Consider the following 15018-nt stretch of genomic DNA (forward strand, 5'->3'; position numbering starts at 1 on the left):
GGGGTGCGCAAGACGCGCGCGAACTGGGAGGCGGTCATGCAATCGATGGTCGACCGCGGCGCCGAGCTGACGCCAGAGGAGCAGGCGGTGGTGACCGATTATCTGGCAACCAACAACGCGCCGGTTGGAACCGCCGGCGCGGCGCCAGCGGGGATCGGCACGCCCTGACGGCTTCGCACCGGGTGTTTCTACGTGGGTGCACCTTCCATGCGCCATGCATAGAGAGACGAACCACCGTGAACCTCGGTACGAGCCCGGGGTTCACGGCAACTCTCAAACAGATCGACCCTGACACGACCAGGTCAGAGCGCGCGTATCAACCGCTACCGCGCATAGCGCGGCAGCACGCCCGCGACCTTGGTGCGCAGCCGGTAAACGCTGGTCGAGGCGGTAATGTACAGCGTGCGTCCATCCCCGGCGAACGCAAGGTTCGCCGCGACTTCAGGCAGCCGGATCTGGCCGAGCACCTTGCCCTGCGGGGTAATGATCCGGATCCCGCCCGGCCCGGTCGCCCAAAGATTGCCGCGCGTATCAACCTTCATGCCGTCCGCGCCACCCTCTCCGCCGTCGGGCATCGCGATCACGGTGCGCCGCGCGCCAAGCTTGCCGCCCGCCGCGACGGGATAGGCGTAGATCGTGTTGACCGCATAATCGCTGACGTAGAGCGTCGCCCCATTAGGCGAAAAGGCGATCCCGTTGGGCAGCGCAAGATCGGTAATGACGGGCGTCAGCGTCCCGCCCGCGTAGCGCCACACTGCGTTATACGGCAGTTCCTTCGCGGGATCCTTGTTCATGCCGTTGAACAACCCGAACGGCGGATCGGTGAACCACAAAGCCCCGTCGCGCGCGAACACCAGATCGTTGGGGCTGTTGAGCCGCTTGCCGCGATAACGATCGACCACGCTGGTCACGCGCAGCGCCGAATCGACCCGCGCGATCCGCCGTGCGCCCATCTGCGCCATCAGCACGCTGCCGTCCTTGTCGGGCGTCATGCCGTTCGGCCCGATGTTCTTGCCCGGCGGCGGATTGGGCAGGCCGCCGGCATTGGCGATCAACTGCTCGACCTTGCCCGCCGCGTCGACCGCGCGCATCCGGTCCCCCGCGACATCCGAGAACCACAGCCGCCCCTTATGCCAGAGCGGGCCTTCGGTGAAGGTGAAGCCAGTCGCGACGCGTTCGACCTCAGCAGTCGGCGCGATCAGCGCGTCGAGCGCGGGATCTACCCGCTCGACCTGCGGCGCATTGGTCTGCGCGGTCGCGGCGAACGCGACGGTCAGCGCCAGCACGGCTGCGGTGGCCTGCGCGAAAGTCGACACCCGAGTTATACCGCGTCGGTCAACAGGACGAGATAGTCCTTGTTGAGCACCGTATCCTCGATCAGCGGCCAGACCTGCTGGTGGATCGCGGACTTGACCCAGACCTGGCGCTGCTCCTCGCTCTGATAGGTGAGCTGGAAGCGGTAGTTGATTCCCGCCGCCGGCGCCGGACCGCCCTGGATGACGGTGCGCAGCTTGAGCATCTTGAGATCGAGGAAACCGCGCCCGCGGAAGCTTTCCGCCGCCGGGCGGAAGCGGGTGTGGAAGGCGGCGAGCATTTCCTTCTCCCGCGCCGGATCGATCGCAAGGTCGCAATAGAGCACGATCGCCTTTCCGCCGGCGGGGGTGCGGGGCGATTGCGCGGTGGCGGCGGCGGCGGCGATTGGCGGGATCGTCGCGCCAGCGCCGGTCGCGCCGAGCAGTTTGAGCAAAGTCCTGCGGTGCATGTCTCTTCCCTTCGTGAATCTGGGGGGTTAGCGGCGCGGCGCGGTCGCGGCGGCGTAGGCGGCCTTGGCGGCCTGATCGCGCGCGATGCCGATCACCATGAATTCAAGCGGCGCGGCGCCACGCTGGCGGATTGCACGCGGCTGGTCGACGTCGACCGGGACCGCGTCGCCGGTACGGACGGGAACGGTTTCCCCGGCGATCGTCATCTCGCCCTCGCCGCCGACGACATAATAGACTTCGCTCATCCCGGGCTTGGTCGCGCTGCCGACCGACGCGCCGGGCGGGACCAGCAGGTGATCGACGAAGCTCCACGGCGTCGCGAACACGCTCGGCTGCAGTGCGCGGCGATAGAGCACCGCCCCCTGCCCGCCGTCCATCGCCTGCATCGGGCGCAACAGCGTGCGGTCGAGCCGCATGCTGATGAACTGCGGCACCGGATCGATCGCCGCGCCGACGCGCGAATCGCCGAGGTCGAACGTGTCGTAGCGCTTGGTCATCCCGACGTTGACGTTGAGCCATTGCAACGGACGGTCGCCCGCATTGTAGATGGCGTGCGCATGCCCCATCCGATCTGGCACCGCCGCCGGACCGGCGAGCGTCGACGTGCGCCCGTCGATCGTGAACTGCGCGTCGCCGTCGAGGATGACGAACATTTCCTCGCACTGGTTGTGGAAATGCTGCCCGATCCCGCTCCTGGGCGCGATCTCACCGCGGTGGATAAAGATCAGGTTGGTGCTCAGCGCATCGGTGCCGAGCAGCGGCGCGAACGCCATGCCTCCCGCGCCGGAATGGACTGCGGTCAACTTGCGGAACTTGGCGGGATCGGTGTGACCGACCTTGTCCGCCACCGGACCCGCAAACGCGGCAGTCCCGATCGTGCCGACGAGCACCGTCGCGATCGTCCAGCCCCAGCGTGAGATTCGCATCGCCAACCCTCCCCAATCCTGCCCGCCGGTGTCTGACCGGTCTTTACGCAGCGCTATAGTATGCCTACACCATAAATCCTATAGGATATTATGCGGGCTTACCGCAAGCAGGGGAGGCGTTTGATGGGCAGCACCGTTCGCTCGACGATTCGAATCCAGCTCGTTTTCATGCTGTTCGTAATCAGCGCGATCGCGTTTCTCGACCGGACCAACATTTCGGTCGCGGGCGTCCAGATGCGCGCGGAATATGGCATCGACAAGATTCGGCTGGGCTATGTCTTCAGCGCGTTCCTGATCGGCTACGCCGCGTTCCAGGTGCCCGCCGGATGGCTCGCGGCGCGGCTTGGCCCGCGCAAGCTGTTGACGTTCGCGCTGCTGTGGTGGGGCGTGTTCAGCGTCCTGACCGCGCTGGTCCCGCCGCAAGGGCAACATGCGATCCTGTTCCTAGCGCTCGTCCGCTTCGGTCTCGGGATCGGCGAGGCGGCGGTCTATCCCGCGGGCAACCAGTTCGTGTCGCGCTGGATTCCGGCGCAGGAGCGCGGCAAGGCGAACGGGCTGATCTTCGCCGGAGTCGGCGCCGGATCGGGGCTGACCCCGCCGCTGATCACCGCAATCATCGCCGGATCGGGCTGGCGCGCGTCCTTCTACGTCTGCGCCGCGATCGGCATCGTCGCCGCACTCATCTGGTACACGATCGCGCGCGACCGGCCGCAGGATCACGCCTCGGTCAACGCCGCCGAGCTCGCGCATATCGAGGCGGGCCTTACGCGACCGCCCGAGGACACCGTCGCGATCCCATGGCGCGCGATCCTGTCGAGCCGCAACATGTGGGGGCTGTTCCTCAGCTATTTCGCGTTCGGCTATGTCATCTGGATCTTCTTCTCGTGGTTCTTCATCTATCTGGCGGAAGCGCGCGGGCTCGATCTCAAGTCGAGCGCGTTGCTCGGGATGGCGCCGTTCCTCGCGATGACCGCGGGGTGCCTGATCGGCGGCGTGCTCAATGACATGATCTCGCGGCGGTTCGGGCTGTACTGGGGGCGGTCGGGTCTCGCGATGGTGTCGTTCGTGCTGACCGGCGTATTCCTGCTGATCGGATCGCGCGTCGACAACGTCCCGCTCGCGGTGATGACGCTCGCGCTCGGGGGCGGGGCGATCTATCTGTCGCAAAGCGCCTTCTGGTCGGTCACCGCGGATATCGCGGGGCGGCACACCGGAGTCGTCTCGGGGGTGATGAACGTCGGTTGCCAGGTCGGCGGCGCGATCACCTCGACGCTGACCCCGTGGATCGCGGCGGAATATGGCTGGGTCGCGGCGTTCGGGACCGGCGCGACGATCGTGCTCGTCGGCACGATCGCCTGGGCCTTCGTCGACCCGCGCCGCCTGATCGAACCCGCGCCCGAACCGATGCTCAGCGCGGTGTCCGCACCAGCCTTACCGTGATCGGCGACTGACCGGGCGCGTCGAGGAAGGTCGTGCCGATCACGCTGCGCCGCAGCCGCACCGCAGTCCCCGCGGCGGGCGGCGTGGCGCGGTCGGTCGCGGTGTCGAACGTCCGACCGTCGTCGAGCGTCAGCCGGTACAGCCCATAGCGCTGGCGCGTGACGGTCGCGATCCGGCCGGTCGGTGTATCGCGGATGATGTCTGCGCTCGACGTGCTGGCGGGAAGCGCGGCGACAGGAACTGGTGCGGGTGGGATCGCTGCAAGCGGCGCTGCGTCGGGCACGGCGGCGGGCGCGGACGCCAGCGGCGCTGCCGGACGCGCGGCCGGTTCGGCGCGTTCCTGCCCGTCATAACAGGCGAGCCGCGCAGCCGAGTCGGCAATCGTCCGGCATGCCTGCGGCGGTGGCGCAGAACTTTGCGCGGTGGTCGCAAGGAAACCCAACAGGACGGACACGATCATACCGACTTCCCCGGAATAAGGCTTAAGGTCGCAACAACGACGAGTGTTGCCGGTTGCTTTGTAGAGCAGAATAGCATCATATCATATATGATAAGCGACCGATGACTTCGGCGCGACGGGGAGAGTGAGCCATGAAGATCCATCCGAGGCAAGTCGCGTGTCCACTGCTGTTCGCTGCGCTGCTTCCGGCGACGGCGGCTGCGATGCAGGCCGCGCCCCCACCCGCTGCTGCCCCCGCATCCGCGCCCGCGCCGTCCGAAGCCACCCCGCGCGCGCGCTTCACCCCGCCGCCGCCGATGCGCGTCTGGGCGCCCAAGAAGACGCCCTACTCCGCCTATGTCGCACCCAACAAACCGTGGTGGAAACTCGCCGACGTGCTCGCGCTCCACAAGAATGAGAAGCGCTGGTCACAGCCGATCATCCGCAACAAGGACATCGTCGCCGACTGGCACCAGATCGCCGCGGGCGAGACGACGCAGGCGGTCGCCTATTCCGACAATCGCACCGCGATCATCGTGTGGAGCGGCACCGCGACGGTCAGCATCGACGGGCAGGCGCCGTTCACCGCGCGCAAGGGGTTCGAGATCGACGTCCCGTTCCGCGTCCCCTTCACGCTCGCGGCGACCGGCAGCGAGCCGCTGCTGTATTTCGAGATCCATGCCGCCAGCGACATGCCGCTCTATCCGGTCGAGACGACCACCACCAAACCAAAGGCGGTCGATGGCTTCGTCTATGAGCAGCGCCTCGCGACGGGTGGCCCCGGCGGGTATGACGCGGCGAACAAGCCGTACCTCGATTATTACACCGACGTGGTCGGCGGCGGCACCCGTCCGGGCGCGTTCATCGCGGCGCAGCATCTGTTCGTGAACAACATCCGCGGCCGTGCGACGGTGACGCCGCCCGCGTCCAACCTCGGCCATTATCATGTCGGCTACGACGAATTCTGGTTCGTGATGGAAGGCAATGTCGATCTGCAGGTCGAGGGCATCCCCGTCTTCACCGCCTCCGCTGGCGATGTGGTCAGTGCGGCACAGGGCCGCTGGCACCGCGCGAGCTTTGGCGGCCCCGTCGGCCAGATGGGTACGCGCGTCGCGGTCAACCCCTATGCGTCGGGGATGCACGGCTACACCGTCGAATCTGGCGGGCGGCAGTAGCGGCTATTCGGGGAGCGGCTGGCTTCCCGCGATGGTGAAGCCCGCCGCGACCGTCAGCGCGCCGGAGCCGGGCTAGCCGCCGCCGACCGTCAGCGTGCGCATGGCAGCACCCTCGGTGACGTCCGCGTGACCGGCGGCGGAACGGTCTGGTCAAACAAAAGCGCCGCCCCGGACTTGGATATCCGGGGCGGCGCACGGTAGCGCGAAGATTAGAACTTCACGCGCAATCCGAGCTGCGTCAGCCGTCCGAGCGGGTTGGAAACGAAGCCGTTATAGCCCGCCGCCCCGCCGAGGATGCCGCCCGTGTTGCCGTTGTAGAAAGGCGGGTTGGTGTCGAACAGGTTCTGCACGTCGACGAACACCTGCCATCCGCGCGCGAAGCTTTCGCCGCCGAACTCATATTGCACGTGGAGGTCGAACGTATTCCCGTCCTTGACCGGATCGCCGCCACCATTCGGGTTGCCAGCCGCATCCACCGTAATCGGCAGCACCGAGGTCGAGCTGAAGTTGCGATACCCCCCGATGTGGTTCCAGAACAGGTCGGTCGAGAACCCGCTCAACGTCCAGCCCAATTGCGCGCGGTTCTTGAACTGCACCGACGGGAAAGTCGTGTTGTAGCCCGAGGTGTTGAGAATGCTGAACTCGCTGCCGCCCCCGAAGTTCTGCTTGAACAGCGTGAAATAGGTTAAGGCGGTTCCGATCGTGAACTGCCCCAGCCCGGACTTCGGCGTGTGGTAGCTGAACTGCGCATCGATCCCCTCGACCGTCAGGTTGAGCGCGTTGCGCGAACTCTGGTCGATCAGATAATAGACCGCAGGCGGCACTGCGCCCGAGATCGTCGCGCCGTTGGCGATATTGGCAAAGGTGTCGATCTGCGCCTGGGTGCAGCTTGCCGGGCACAGCGTCAGCAAGTTGCGCAAGCCCGCCGAATTCACGATCGCGGTCGGGCTTGGCGAGGATACGCCGCCGATGAACGTGTTGTGGAAATAGGTCCCCGCCGCAACAAACCCGGGCAAGAATTGCGGCGCGAAATCGACCCCGACCGACCAGCTCCGGCCGCGCTGCGGCACTTCGTTGGTGAACCCGCCGCCGAGCTGACGCCGCAGCCCCGAATTGCCTTGTCCGATCTGGCAAACGGCAACCGCAGTCGTGCAGGCGTTGCTGGTATTGGCCGCAACCGCGCCGGGGATGTTGACGACGGTCGGGTAGCTTGCGGTCGGCACGCTGATCACGCCGTTGGTCCCGATGCTGCCAGAGGCGTACAGATAGCCCTGGCTGGGATCGCCGATCACGCCGATCGGCGGGGCGACGAACGCCTTCGACCAATTGCCACGGATCTTGAGGCCTTTGACGATTTCCCAATTCGCCGCAAATTTGGGATTGGTCGTGTCGCCGACGTCGCTGAAGCTATCGTACCGCACCGCCGCGCTCAGATCGACTTTGTAGAGCAGCGGGATTTCCATCTCCGGCGAAATCACCGGGATGTAGACTTCGGTATAGACCGACTTGATCTTCCGTCCGTAGTTGTAGACGCGGAAGTTGGACCCGGTCGTGGTCGGGCCGGTGTTGTTCGACCCCGAAATCTTCTGCGTTTGCTCCTGCCACAGATATTCGCCGCCAAGCGCGACCTTGAGCTGGCCGGCGGGCAGATCGAACAATCCCCCTTGTACGCCGAGCCGGATCTGGTTGAACGTATTGTAATTCGTATTTTCGCTGTTCGCGCGGTACAGGTTGCGCAGGACCGTCGCAGACGTGCGGTTCGTCCCGACCGGGTTCCATACGTCGAGCGCGTTGGCCGTCGTCAGCGGCAGGTTGAGCGCGATGACGTTCTGCCCAGCGATATTCGTCGCGGTCGTGCTGCCCGACGACTGCGCCGTGCCATTGAGCGCTAGCAACGCGCAGGCGCCGCAGAAGCCGTTGACCGTATTGAGCGCCGAGCGGTTCCACCCGAACGCATCGCTGAGCGTCACCGTCCAGTTGTCGGTGATTTTATAGTCGAACACCGCGGTCGAATAGATGACGTCGCTCTGCGACTCGCTCTCGCCATATTGACCGTCGGGCGTGACGGCGAGGTAGTTGATGACCTCGCGCGTGGCATTGGGCGATCCGGCCGGCGCGCGGAAGAACGGGTTGACCTGCCCGGGGATCGTGGTTCCGCCCGGGCCAAACGCCGTGGCGGCGGTGATCCCGCCGGGGCCGAACGGTGAATGCGTCTTCTGCCGGTTGTAGTTGAGCATGTACTGCACGCTCAGCTTGTCCGAAAAGTCGTTGACGACTTTGACGAGGACGTTGCCGCGCCCTTGGCCGGGGACCAGAACGCCATAGACCGAATTGTTGCAGGGCGAATTCGCCTGCGTGTTCGCGACGGTCGATGTGCCGTCGGGCGACAGATAGACACCCGAAGGCACCGCACCCGAGGAAACACCCGTGACCTGAATCGTCGCCGGGTTGCACTGGAAGCTGTTCGTGTTGGTCCCGCCGATGGGGCGATAGTCACCGAGACTGGTGAAAGGTCGGTCACGATTGTACAGCGTGTTCTGCTCTACGATCGACCCCGCGACGTACACGCCGCCGGTAGTCCAGGTCTTGCCCCAGATGAAGTTGCCCGTAGCGTTGTGATAGTCTTTGGCGAAGCCGTATTGAACGTTGGACTCGAAACCGTCGAACGTTCGCCGCGTGATGAAGTTGACCACGCCTGCAACCGCGTCCGACCCGTATACGGACGATGCGCCGTCGGCGAGAACCTCGACGCGCTGGATCGCGCTGACCGGGATGATGTTGGGATCGGTCTGACTGAACTGTGTCCCGCCGCCCGGCAGTCGCAAGCCATCGACGATGACGAGCGTCGTGTTCGACGACGAGCCGGCGAGGCTGTGGATCTGCGGAGAATAATAAGAGAACCCGTTCTCGCCTTGGGCAAGCGAACCCGCGGTGCTGATCGACGGAACGGTGTTGACCAGTTGCGACAGGTTGACCGGAGCGGTCTTCTCGATCGTCTGGGCACCCACCGAAACGAGATTGGACCCGATCGGCGCAACGCCGCGAATGGCCGTCCCGGTCACGATGATGTCGGGATCGCCGGCAACCGGCGTGGGTACCGCAGGGCGGTCCTCTTCGGCCTGGTCAGCGGGTTCGGCGCTCCCCGGGGAGGCGGTGGGTACTGGCGGAACGGACTGCGCAAAGGCAGTTTCCGTAAGCAACAGCGCAATAGACAAAGCGGTACCTGACGCAGCAATGCTGCGCAAACGCGATCTAGCCATCCTACTCCCCTTTTTTTATTACTCTTATCGTATCGTATAGGATTTTTAAGTGCAATTATTTTTTTGGTATTCTGCGATTTTGTTTTGTGAATGTTAATGTTCGTAAAATGGTCAATCGGCGCCACGATATTACGCCGACCCATTTAAAGTGGCGATCTGACCGAACCAGAATTGCCGGTCAGCGCGGTGTCCATGTTGTCCTTTGTCTGCGACAGCCAAAGCCGCCGAACGCCTCAATACACCTGACGCAATAGGTGAAGCTGTGCGCAGCGGCGGCGTAGCGGACGGAAAGTCCGCCCAAGCGCGCACGCAACCGGCCTGTCTCGATCGATACAGAAGCGGCCGCGCGCTACACCTGCTTGGTGCCTGCCAGCATCTGTGCGGTTAGGATGATCAATCGAACGAGCGTTTCAGGCTCCCGGAAAACCGGGGCCTGGTCTTCAAGCGCGCAGCAAGATCCGACGTGACTCGCCTTCGGGATCGTCGACCATTCGGCAATGGTTGTCGAACACCATCGTCTGGCAACGGACCGGATCGCTAGGGCTCCAGGTCAGCCCCGGCTGGCTGGGGTTGCCCGTTCGCGCGAAGGTCGCCCACGCCCCGGCCATGGTGCGCGCCAGTCGCTGCGCCTCGGGGGTATTGCCCGTGCCCTGTTCACACCGCGCGGTATTGTCGAAGCAAAAGGCGAGGTCGGCAGTATGCCACGCGCCCGCCACCCCATCGAGCTGCGGCGACTGCCACTGGAACAGATATTGATAGACCGGTGCGCCGCCCTGCGCGTGTTTGAGCCGCACCATATCCTGCACCCGATTGCGATAGGCGATGCTTTGCACCCCGTAGGACAATGTGCGAACCGCCTTTTCCGGGTGCGCCTTCCGCATCGAGGCGATCAGCGCATCGGCCTTGCCTGCGCCGAGCTGCCCGGTCAGGTCCTTGCGCCACTCGGCCTCGCTCGGGTTCGATCCCCAGCGCATCCCCTCTTCACTGGTATTGCCGATCAGCATCGGCACGGTGCGCGATACCTCGGGCGCGACATCGGCGAACGATCGGACGTCGATCACCTTGCCGTCGAGCGTCGGCCCGCCGCCCACGCGCGGCGTTGCCGGCGGCCCGCCCAGGCCACGCACCATCGGCCCGTTGATTTCACCGGCCACGGTGCTGCTCGCGGCAGAAAGGTCGGCCCATGCCATTTTCTGGAGCGCAGCAATGTCGTTTCGCGCGATCCCGAGATGCTTGACCAGCCGCCGTGCATAGTCGCGCGACTGCTCCGCCGTCGGCAACGCGCCGCCGCCACCCGACTGCGCCGCGGCCCGGTGGATCAGCCCCTTGCCCGATGGCATGCCGAGCAGCGTGGTGACCTTCGACCCGCCGCCCGACTGGCCGTAGATCATCACCGTGTTCGGGTCCCCGCCGAATGCGGCGATGTTTTCCTGCACCCAGCGCAACGCCGCGATGCAATCGGTCATGCTGACATTGACCGATTCTTCATAGGCCGACCCACCCACCTCGGTAAGGTCAAGGAACCCCAGCACGTTGAGCCGGTGGTTGATCGACACCTGCACCACGTCGTGATGCCGCGCCATCCGCGCACCGTCGTGCGAGGCCAACTCATACGACGATCCGAAGGCGAAGCCGCCGCCATGGAAATATACCATCACCGGGCGATGGCCGCTCAGCGATGGCGTCCAGACGTTGAGCTTGAGCATGTCCTCGCCCTGGAAACCGTCGTCCCATTGCTGCAGGAACGTATGCTCGACCGCGCGGAAATTATGCGTCGTCTGCGGGCTGTTCGCGCCATAGGCGAGCGCGTTGTACGGCTCGGTCCACGGCTGCGGCGGCTTGGCGGGCAACCAGCGGTTTTCGCCGCCGGTGTCCTGCCCGTAAGGAATGCCCTTGAAGGTGAAAACGTCGCCAGCGACATAGCCGCGCACGGGGCCATATCGCGTTTTGGCCATCGCGCTGCGCGGCGTTGTGCCGTCCCGCCCGGGTTTGCGCGACGCGGTGCCGATGCTTTGCGCCTGCGCCGCAGGCAAGGCCAGGCCGGCGCCTGCCGCCATCGAGGCAATCAATGCACGCCTACGGTCGATGAGCGGTCCGGCCATATCCTGTTCCCCTATCGCCGCCTCGTTTCGGGCATGTATCGAGCAAAGCGTAAAAGCCGCTATCCACCGCGTCAATAGTCATACAAGATGTGCGAAAGATGGGGGAGAATATCGTATGCGTGTCGTGCCTCTTTTGCTTGCGCTTGCAGCCGTAACGATCGGTTCGATCGTCCATAGCCAGGAAGCAGAACACGGCAGCGGTCCCTATCCCGCGATCTTCGAAGCGCGGGCCGATCTTCCGAACCACGTCGTCTATCGCCCCAGCGATCTTGCACCGGCGCGTTCGGACAAGCTGCCTATCTATGTGTTCGGCAATGGCGGATGCAGCGCCGACGGCACCAGTTCGCGCAACCATCTGCTCGAGATCGCGTCGCACGGATATCTGGTCATCGCCTCTGGTACGATCCCGCGCGCCGCCCCATCGGCGGCCCCTGCCCCGCCGAAGCCCGGTGCGAAGCTGACGACCGCGACCGAAACGCGCCTGCTCACCGACGCGATCGACTGGGCGCAGCGCGAGAACCGCCGCGCCGGCAGCCCGTTCGAGGGCCGGATCGCGACCGACAGGATCGCCGTGTCGGGCTGGAGCTGCGGCGGCCTGCAGGCGCTGAACGCCGCGCAGGACCCGCGCGTCACGACGTCGGTCATCATGAACAGCGGCTTTTTCGCCGCGGGGACGAACCCTTTAAGCGGGGTGGTATCCGACAAGGCGCTGCTCAAGACGCTGCACGGCTCGGTCCTCTATATCCTCGGCGGCCCCACCGATATTGCCTATCCCAACGGCACCGACGACTACCGGCGACTGGAGACCATTCCCGCGGCAATGGTGAACATCCCGGTCGGTCATGGCGGCACCTATATGCAACCGCATGGCGGCGTCGGCGCCGAAGTCGTTACGGCATGGCTCGACTGGAAGCTGAAAGGGACAAAGGCCGCCGAAGCGCGGTTTACTGGCCCCGCATGCGGCCTCTGCACCGATCCGCGGCTGACGCTGGAACGCAAACACTTCTGAGATAAGCCGATGTTCGCCTACGCCGGCACGGGCCGATTTGCGGACATTCCTAGACCCGTATGGCCACCATCTCGGCGCGCGAACGGACGTGTATGCGTGATCGGCCCCTATTTCAGGACGCGCGCCGGGTTGCCCGCGACGGTCGCGCCAGCGGGAACATCCCGCGTCACGACACTGCCTGCGCCGATGATCGCATTATCACCAACGGTGATGCCAGGCAGGATCAGTGCCGCACCGCCGATCCAGACGTTCCGGCCGATGACGACCGGCCGACCGAACTCGAGCATCTGGCCACGCTGATCCGGATCGCGCGGATGATCGGCGGTGAGGATCTGCACCCCCGGACCGATCTGCGTGCCTGCACCGATCCGCACTGCCACCACGTCAAGCACCGTGCACCCGAAATTCAGGAACACGCCCTCCCCCAGATGAAGGTTATAGCCATAGTCGCAGTGGAACGGCGGTCGGATCGTCGCACCGCGACCCGCGTGACCAAGCCGTTCTGTCAACAACGCATGGCGGTCAGCCGGCGTCGCTGTCGATGACCGGTTGTAGCGGTCGAGCCATTCAGCGGCGCGCGCTGCGTCCGCGACGAGTTCCGGGTCGTCGGCGACGTAAAGCTCACCCGCCAACATCCGTTCCTTTTGCGTCATCGCGGTCAACTCAAGTCGTGGAGGTCTTTGCCCAACGGCGCGGTGATGCTCAGGTCGGAAAAGCGCACCTCCAGTCCGGCCCGTTCGGGCGTGCACGCCATCGGTCCGACCTGATAGGCGGAGGCGATCGGAAAGGGCGCTAGTCTGACCAGCGGCCAGGTCTTGCCGTCCGCCGAAACCTGCAACCGCAGGACACCCTTGGCAACCGTCGCACGCATCCAGAAATCCTGTGCGTCATGCTCGTAGGGGCCGGTTGCCCAGTCGGACTTTCCATCGGTCAGCACGCTGCTCAACATCGCGCGCCCGTCGGACAGTTCGATCCCCGCCTTGACCCAGCGTCGCTCGTCGACCCGAACCATGATGCCGGCCTGATCATAGAGCTTTTGATACTGCCCGCGAATGCGCAGTTGGGCGGTGAAGGCGGCAGGCGCGGCGAAACCGAGAAAATGACCGCTGTCCCGGGTGAAGCCGTAATGCGTCTCGCGCCAGAAATCGCTGCCCTTGTCGGTAACGAGCGTCAGGTCGCCACCGGCTGCCACCTTCCACGACTTGGGGGCATTCAGCCAATGGCCATCACGGCGTCCGAGCGCCGAGGTTGCCGAATCCTGCGCCGCCGCACCGCCGGCATTGCCCGCGACCGCAAGTGCAGCAGCACCCCCGATTACCGCTCGCCTGCTCACCCGATCCTCGGTCATAGCCGCTCCCTTCCAATCACCCTCGATGTTATGTACATATGTACACATGTCGAAAACGGGGTAAAGAGGCGATGAACCAGCAGACCCGGTCCAACGATCCGGCACGCCGGCAGCGCATCATCGACGCTACACTTGCGGTCATCGCCGATCTCGGGACCGCGGCGACGACCCATCGCCGCATCGCGGAGGCGGCGCAGGTGCCGCTCGGTTCGGTCACTTATTATTTCGCGACGTTGGAGGATCTGCTCACCGCGGCCTTCCTGCAATTGGCCGAGGAGTCCTCCGCGGCCTTCCGCGCGCGCATCGCGGCGGCGACGGACCGCGCCACGGCGTGTACGGCCGTCATCGACATCATCGCGAACCAGATTTGGGCGGAACCGCGCACGCTGCTGTTGAGCTACGAATTATACGCCTTTGCAGCCCGGCACCCACCGGTCGGCGCGGTCATGCAACGTTGGATGGACAGCAGCCGTGCCGCTCTGGGCCGCTTCTTCGACCCGCTCACCGCGCGTGCGCTCGATGCGCTGATCGAGGGGATCGGCATCCACAATTCGATCGACCCTGCGCCTCTCGATCGCGAAGCGATCACGATCATCGTCGAGCGGATTGCAGGATGATACCTTTGAAAACGAGGGCGCTAACGCAGGGTCTTAGCGGACACCCAAGAGCCTTGGGCCCTTTCGCTGATTGCAAATGCAAGATACGGACGTCGCTTACCAGCCCGTAAGAAAACGCCCGATGCTTGAAAGTCCTCTCGAAGCGCGCCTGTCGAAGCACCTGGCGCTGACCTTTTCGGAGCGTGACGCGCTGCGCTGGCTCGAACGTCGCGAACGCTCCTTTCGGTCTGGCGACGTCGTCGTCCACGAAGGCGAGAGCTGCGACAGCCTGTATATCGTGGCAAGCGGCTGGCTGCACGGATCGGTCAAGCTCAAGGACGGCGGGCGACAGATCCTTCGGTTCTACTTCGTCGGCGACATAACCGCGACCTTCTCGATCGCCTGGGGATATAGCGCCGCGACGCTCCGCGCGGTCAGCGACACCACGCTCTACGAAATGCCCAAGGCCGCATTCGGGCGGCTGTTCCGGGATCATCCGCGGCTCGGGGCATTGCTGTTCGCGGTGGCGGCGTCGGAGCAAGTCGCGATGGCGGACCGGCTGACGTCGGTCGGGCGAACCGACGGATTCACGCGCATCGCCACGCTGCTGCTCGACATCCGTTCGCGGTTGCGCATCGTCGATGGCCATGCGGGATCGACGTTCGAACTCCCGTTGACCCAGCAGGATCTCGGCGACGCGGTCGGGCTGACCAAGACGCATGTCAGCCGCTCGCTCAAGGCGCTCGAGGAAACCGGGCTGGTCGAACGCAACGCGCGCGTCATTCGCATCAACGATGTCGACCGGCTCGCCGAACTCGTCGACTTCCATGATCGCCACGGCGAAGTCGCGACCGACTGGTTGCCCCCGGTCGGTGCGCGCGGTGACATGGATCACTCCGAAACCCGCGTGCAGGAACATATGTAACGGCCGAAACGCTTTTTCGCGCCGCGCGCCCGATT

The 15018-nt window shown here is 64.9% G+C and carries 13 protein-coding genes; 5 read left to right on the forward strand and 8 right to left on the reverse strand.

The window, feature by feature from the left end; translation table 11 throughout:
* Nucleotides 1–323 precede the first annotated feature (323 nt).
* Genes QBJ92_RS16285 through QBJ92_RS16295 form a run of 3 tightly spaced genes read right to left on the reverse strand, consistent with a single transcriptional unit; the run spans nt 324 to nt 2689 of the window.
* Nucleotides 324–1316: an SMP-30/gluconolactonase/LRE family protein gene (locus QBJ92_RS16285; RefSeq protein WP_277970756.1), complete on the reverse strand. Its 993-nt coding sequence runs from the start codon at nt 1314–1316 to the stop codon at nt 324–326.
* A 5-nt stretch (nt 1317–1321) separates the two neighbouring features.
* Nucleotides 1322–1762 (reverse strand): hypothetical protein, encoded by a 441-nt coding sequence (locus QBJ92_RS16290; protein ID WP_277970757.1) that lies wholly within the window; start codon nt 1760–1762, stop codon nt 1322–1324.
* Nucleotides 1763–1789: 27 nt separating this feature from the next.
* Nucleotides 1790–2689, reverse strand: a complete 900-nt coding sequence (locus tag QBJ92_RS16295) for a cupin domain-containing protein (RefSeq protein ID WP_277970758.1) — start codon at nt 2687–2689, stop codon at nt 1790–1792.
* A 123-nt stretch (nt 2690–2812) separates the two neighbouring features.
* On the opposite strand from QBJ92_RS16295, the gene QBJ92_RS16300 reads away from it, so the two are divergent.
* Nucleotides 2813–4129 (forward strand): MFS transporter, encoded by a 1317-nt coding sequence (locus QBJ92_RS16300; RefSeq protein WP_277970759.1) that lies wholly within the window; start codon nt 2813–2815, stop codon nt 4127–4129.
* On the opposite strand, the gene QBJ92_RS16305 is transcribed toward QBJ92_RS16300, so the two are convergent.
* Entirely contained in the window at nt 4098–4589 is a 492-nt protein-coding gene (locus tag QBJ92_RS16305) for a hypothetical protein (protein WP_277970760.1), read from the reverse strand. The genes QBJ92_RS16300 and QBJ92_RS16305 overlap by 32 nt on opposite strands.
* Nucleotides 4590–4720: 131 nt before the next feature.
* Between QBJ92_RS16305 and QBJ92_RS16310 the strand changes: the two genes are divergently transcribed.
* On the forward strand, nt 4721–5743 hold the full coding sequence (locus QBJ92_RS16310; protein ID WP_277970761.1) for a cupin domain-containing protein: 1023 nt from the start codon (nt 4721–4723) through the stop codon (nt 5741–5743).
* Between the two features lie 209 nt (nt 5744–5952).
* Here QBJ92_RS16310 and QBJ92_RS16315 read toward each other — a convergent pair whose 3' ends face one another.
* Both QBJ92_RS16315 and QBJ92_RS16320 read right to left on the reverse strand, forming a co-directional pair.
* Nucleotides 5953–9003 (reverse strand): TonB-dependent receptor domain-containing protein, encoded by a 3051-nt coding sequence (locus QBJ92_RS16315; protein WP_277970762.1) that lies wholly within the window; start codon nt 9001–9003, stop codon nt 5953–5955.
* A gap of 440 nt (nt 9004–9443) precedes the next feature.
* A complete protein-coding gene (locus QBJ92_RS16320; RefSeq protein ID WP_277970763.1) occupies nt 9444–11105 on the reverse strand; it encodes a carboxylesterase/lipase family protein in 1662 nt (553 codons plus the stop codon).
* A gap of 115 nt (nt 11106–11220) precedes the next feature.
* Here QBJ92_RS16320 and QBJ92_RS16325 point away from each other — a divergent pair, with 115 nt between their 5' ends.
* A complete protein-coding gene (locus QBJ92_RS16325) occupies nt 11221–12114 on the forward strand; it encodes a hypothetical protein (RefSeq protein WP_277970764.1) in 894 nt (297 codons plus the stop codon).
* Nucleotides 12115–12221: 107 nt separating this feature from the next.
* Here QBJ92_RS16325 and QBJ92_RS16330 read toward each other — a convergent pair whose 3' ends face one another.
* Together QBJ92_RS16330 and QBJ92_RS16335 are read right to left on the reverse strand one after the other, a co-directional pair.
* The gene (locus QBJ92_RS16330) at nt 12222–12767 is read right to left on the reverse strand and encodes a sugar O-acetyltransferase (protein WP_277970765.1); all 546 of its coding nucleotides are present in this window, start codon (nt 12765–12767) and stop codon (nt 12222–12224) included.
* A 5-nt stretch (nt 12768–12772) separates the two neighbouring features.
* Entirely contained in the window at nt 12773–13462 is a 690-nt protein-coding gene (locus QBJ92_RS16335; protein ID WP_277970766.1) for a DUF1349 domain-containing protein, read from the reverse strand.
* 71 nt (nt 13463–13533) lie between these two features.
* Between QBJ92_RS16335 and QBJ92_RS16340 the strand changes: the two genes are divergently transcribed.
* Both QBJ92_RS16340 and QBJ92_RS16345 read left to right on the forward strand, forming a co-directional pair.
* On the forward strand, nt 13534–14079 hold the full coding sequence (locus tag QBJ92_RS16340) for a TetR/AcrR family transcriptional regulator (RefSeq protein WP_277970767.1): 546 nt from the start codon (nt 13534–13536) through the stop codon (nt 14077–14079).
* A gap of 121 nt (nt 14080–14200) precedes the next feature.
* Nucleotides 14201–14983 (forward strand): Crp/Fnr family transcriptional regulator, encoded by a 783-nt coding sequence (locus QBJ92_RS16345; RefSeq protein WP_277970768.1) that lies wholly within the window; start codon nt 14201–14203, stop codon nt 14981–14983.
* The last annotated feature ends 35 nt before the right edge of the window (nt 14984–15018 follow it).

Origin of the sequence: Sphingomonas echinoides, from assembly GCF_029623395.1 — a bacterium.
In the GTDB taxonomy this organism is placed as follows: Bacteria; Pseudomonadota; Alphaproteobacteria; order Sphingomonadales; family Sphingomonadaceae; genus Sphingomonas; species Sphingomonas echinoides_A.

Bases quoted from the DNA above. Each gene is read 5' to 3' on its own strand.
- QBJ92_RS16340 (WP_277970767.1), top strand. From the start codon at position 13,534: ATGAACCAGCAGACCCGGTCCAACGATCCGGCACGCCGGCAGCGCATC.
- QBJ92_RS16345 (WP_277970768.1), top strand. From the start codon at position 14,201: ATGCTTGAAAGTCCTCTCGAAGCGCGCCTGTCGAAGCACCTGGCGCTG.
- QBJ92_RS16310 (WP_277970761.1), top strand. From the start codon at position 4,721: ATGAAGATCCATCCGAGGCAAGTCGCGTGTCCACTGCTGTTCGCTGCG.
- QBJ92_RS16320 (WP_277970763.1), bottom strand. From the start codon at position 11,105: ATGGCCGGACCGCTCATCGACCGTAGGCGTGCATTGATTGCCTCGATG.
- QBJ92_RS16290 (WP_277970757.1), bottom strand. From the start codon at position 1,762: ATGCACCGCAGGACTTTGCTCAAACTGCTCGGCGCGACCGGCGCTGGC.
- QBJ92_RS16325 (WP_277970764.1), top strand. From the start codon at position 11,221: ATGCGTGTCGTGCCTCTTTTGCTTGCGCTTGCAGCCGTAACGATCGGT.
- QBJ92_RS16305 (WP_277970760.1), bottom strand. From the start codon at position 4,589: ATGATCGTGTCCGTCCTGTTGGGTTTCCTTGCGACCACCGCGCAAAGT.
- QBJ92_RS16330 (WP_277970765.1), bottom strand. From the start codon at position 12,767: ATGACGCAAAAGGAACGGATGTTGGCGGGTGAGCTTTACGTCGCCGAC.
- QBJ92_RS16335 (WP_277970766.1), bottom strand. From the start codon at position 13,462: ATGACCGAGGATCGGGTGAGCAGGCGAGCGGTAATCGGGGGTGCTGCT.
- QBJ92_RS16295 (WP_277970758.1), bottom strand. From the start codon at position 2,689: ATGCGAATCTCACGCTGGGGCTGGACGATCGCGACGGTGCTCGTCGGC.
- QBJ92_RS16315 (WP_277970762.1), bottom strand. From the start codon at position 9,003: ATGGCTAGATCGCGTTTGCGCAGCATTGCTGCGTCAGGTACCGCTTTG.
- QBJ92_RS16300 (WP_277970759.1), top strand. From the start codon at position 2,813: ATGGGCAGCACCGTTCGCTCGACGATTCGAATCCAGCTCGTTTTCATG.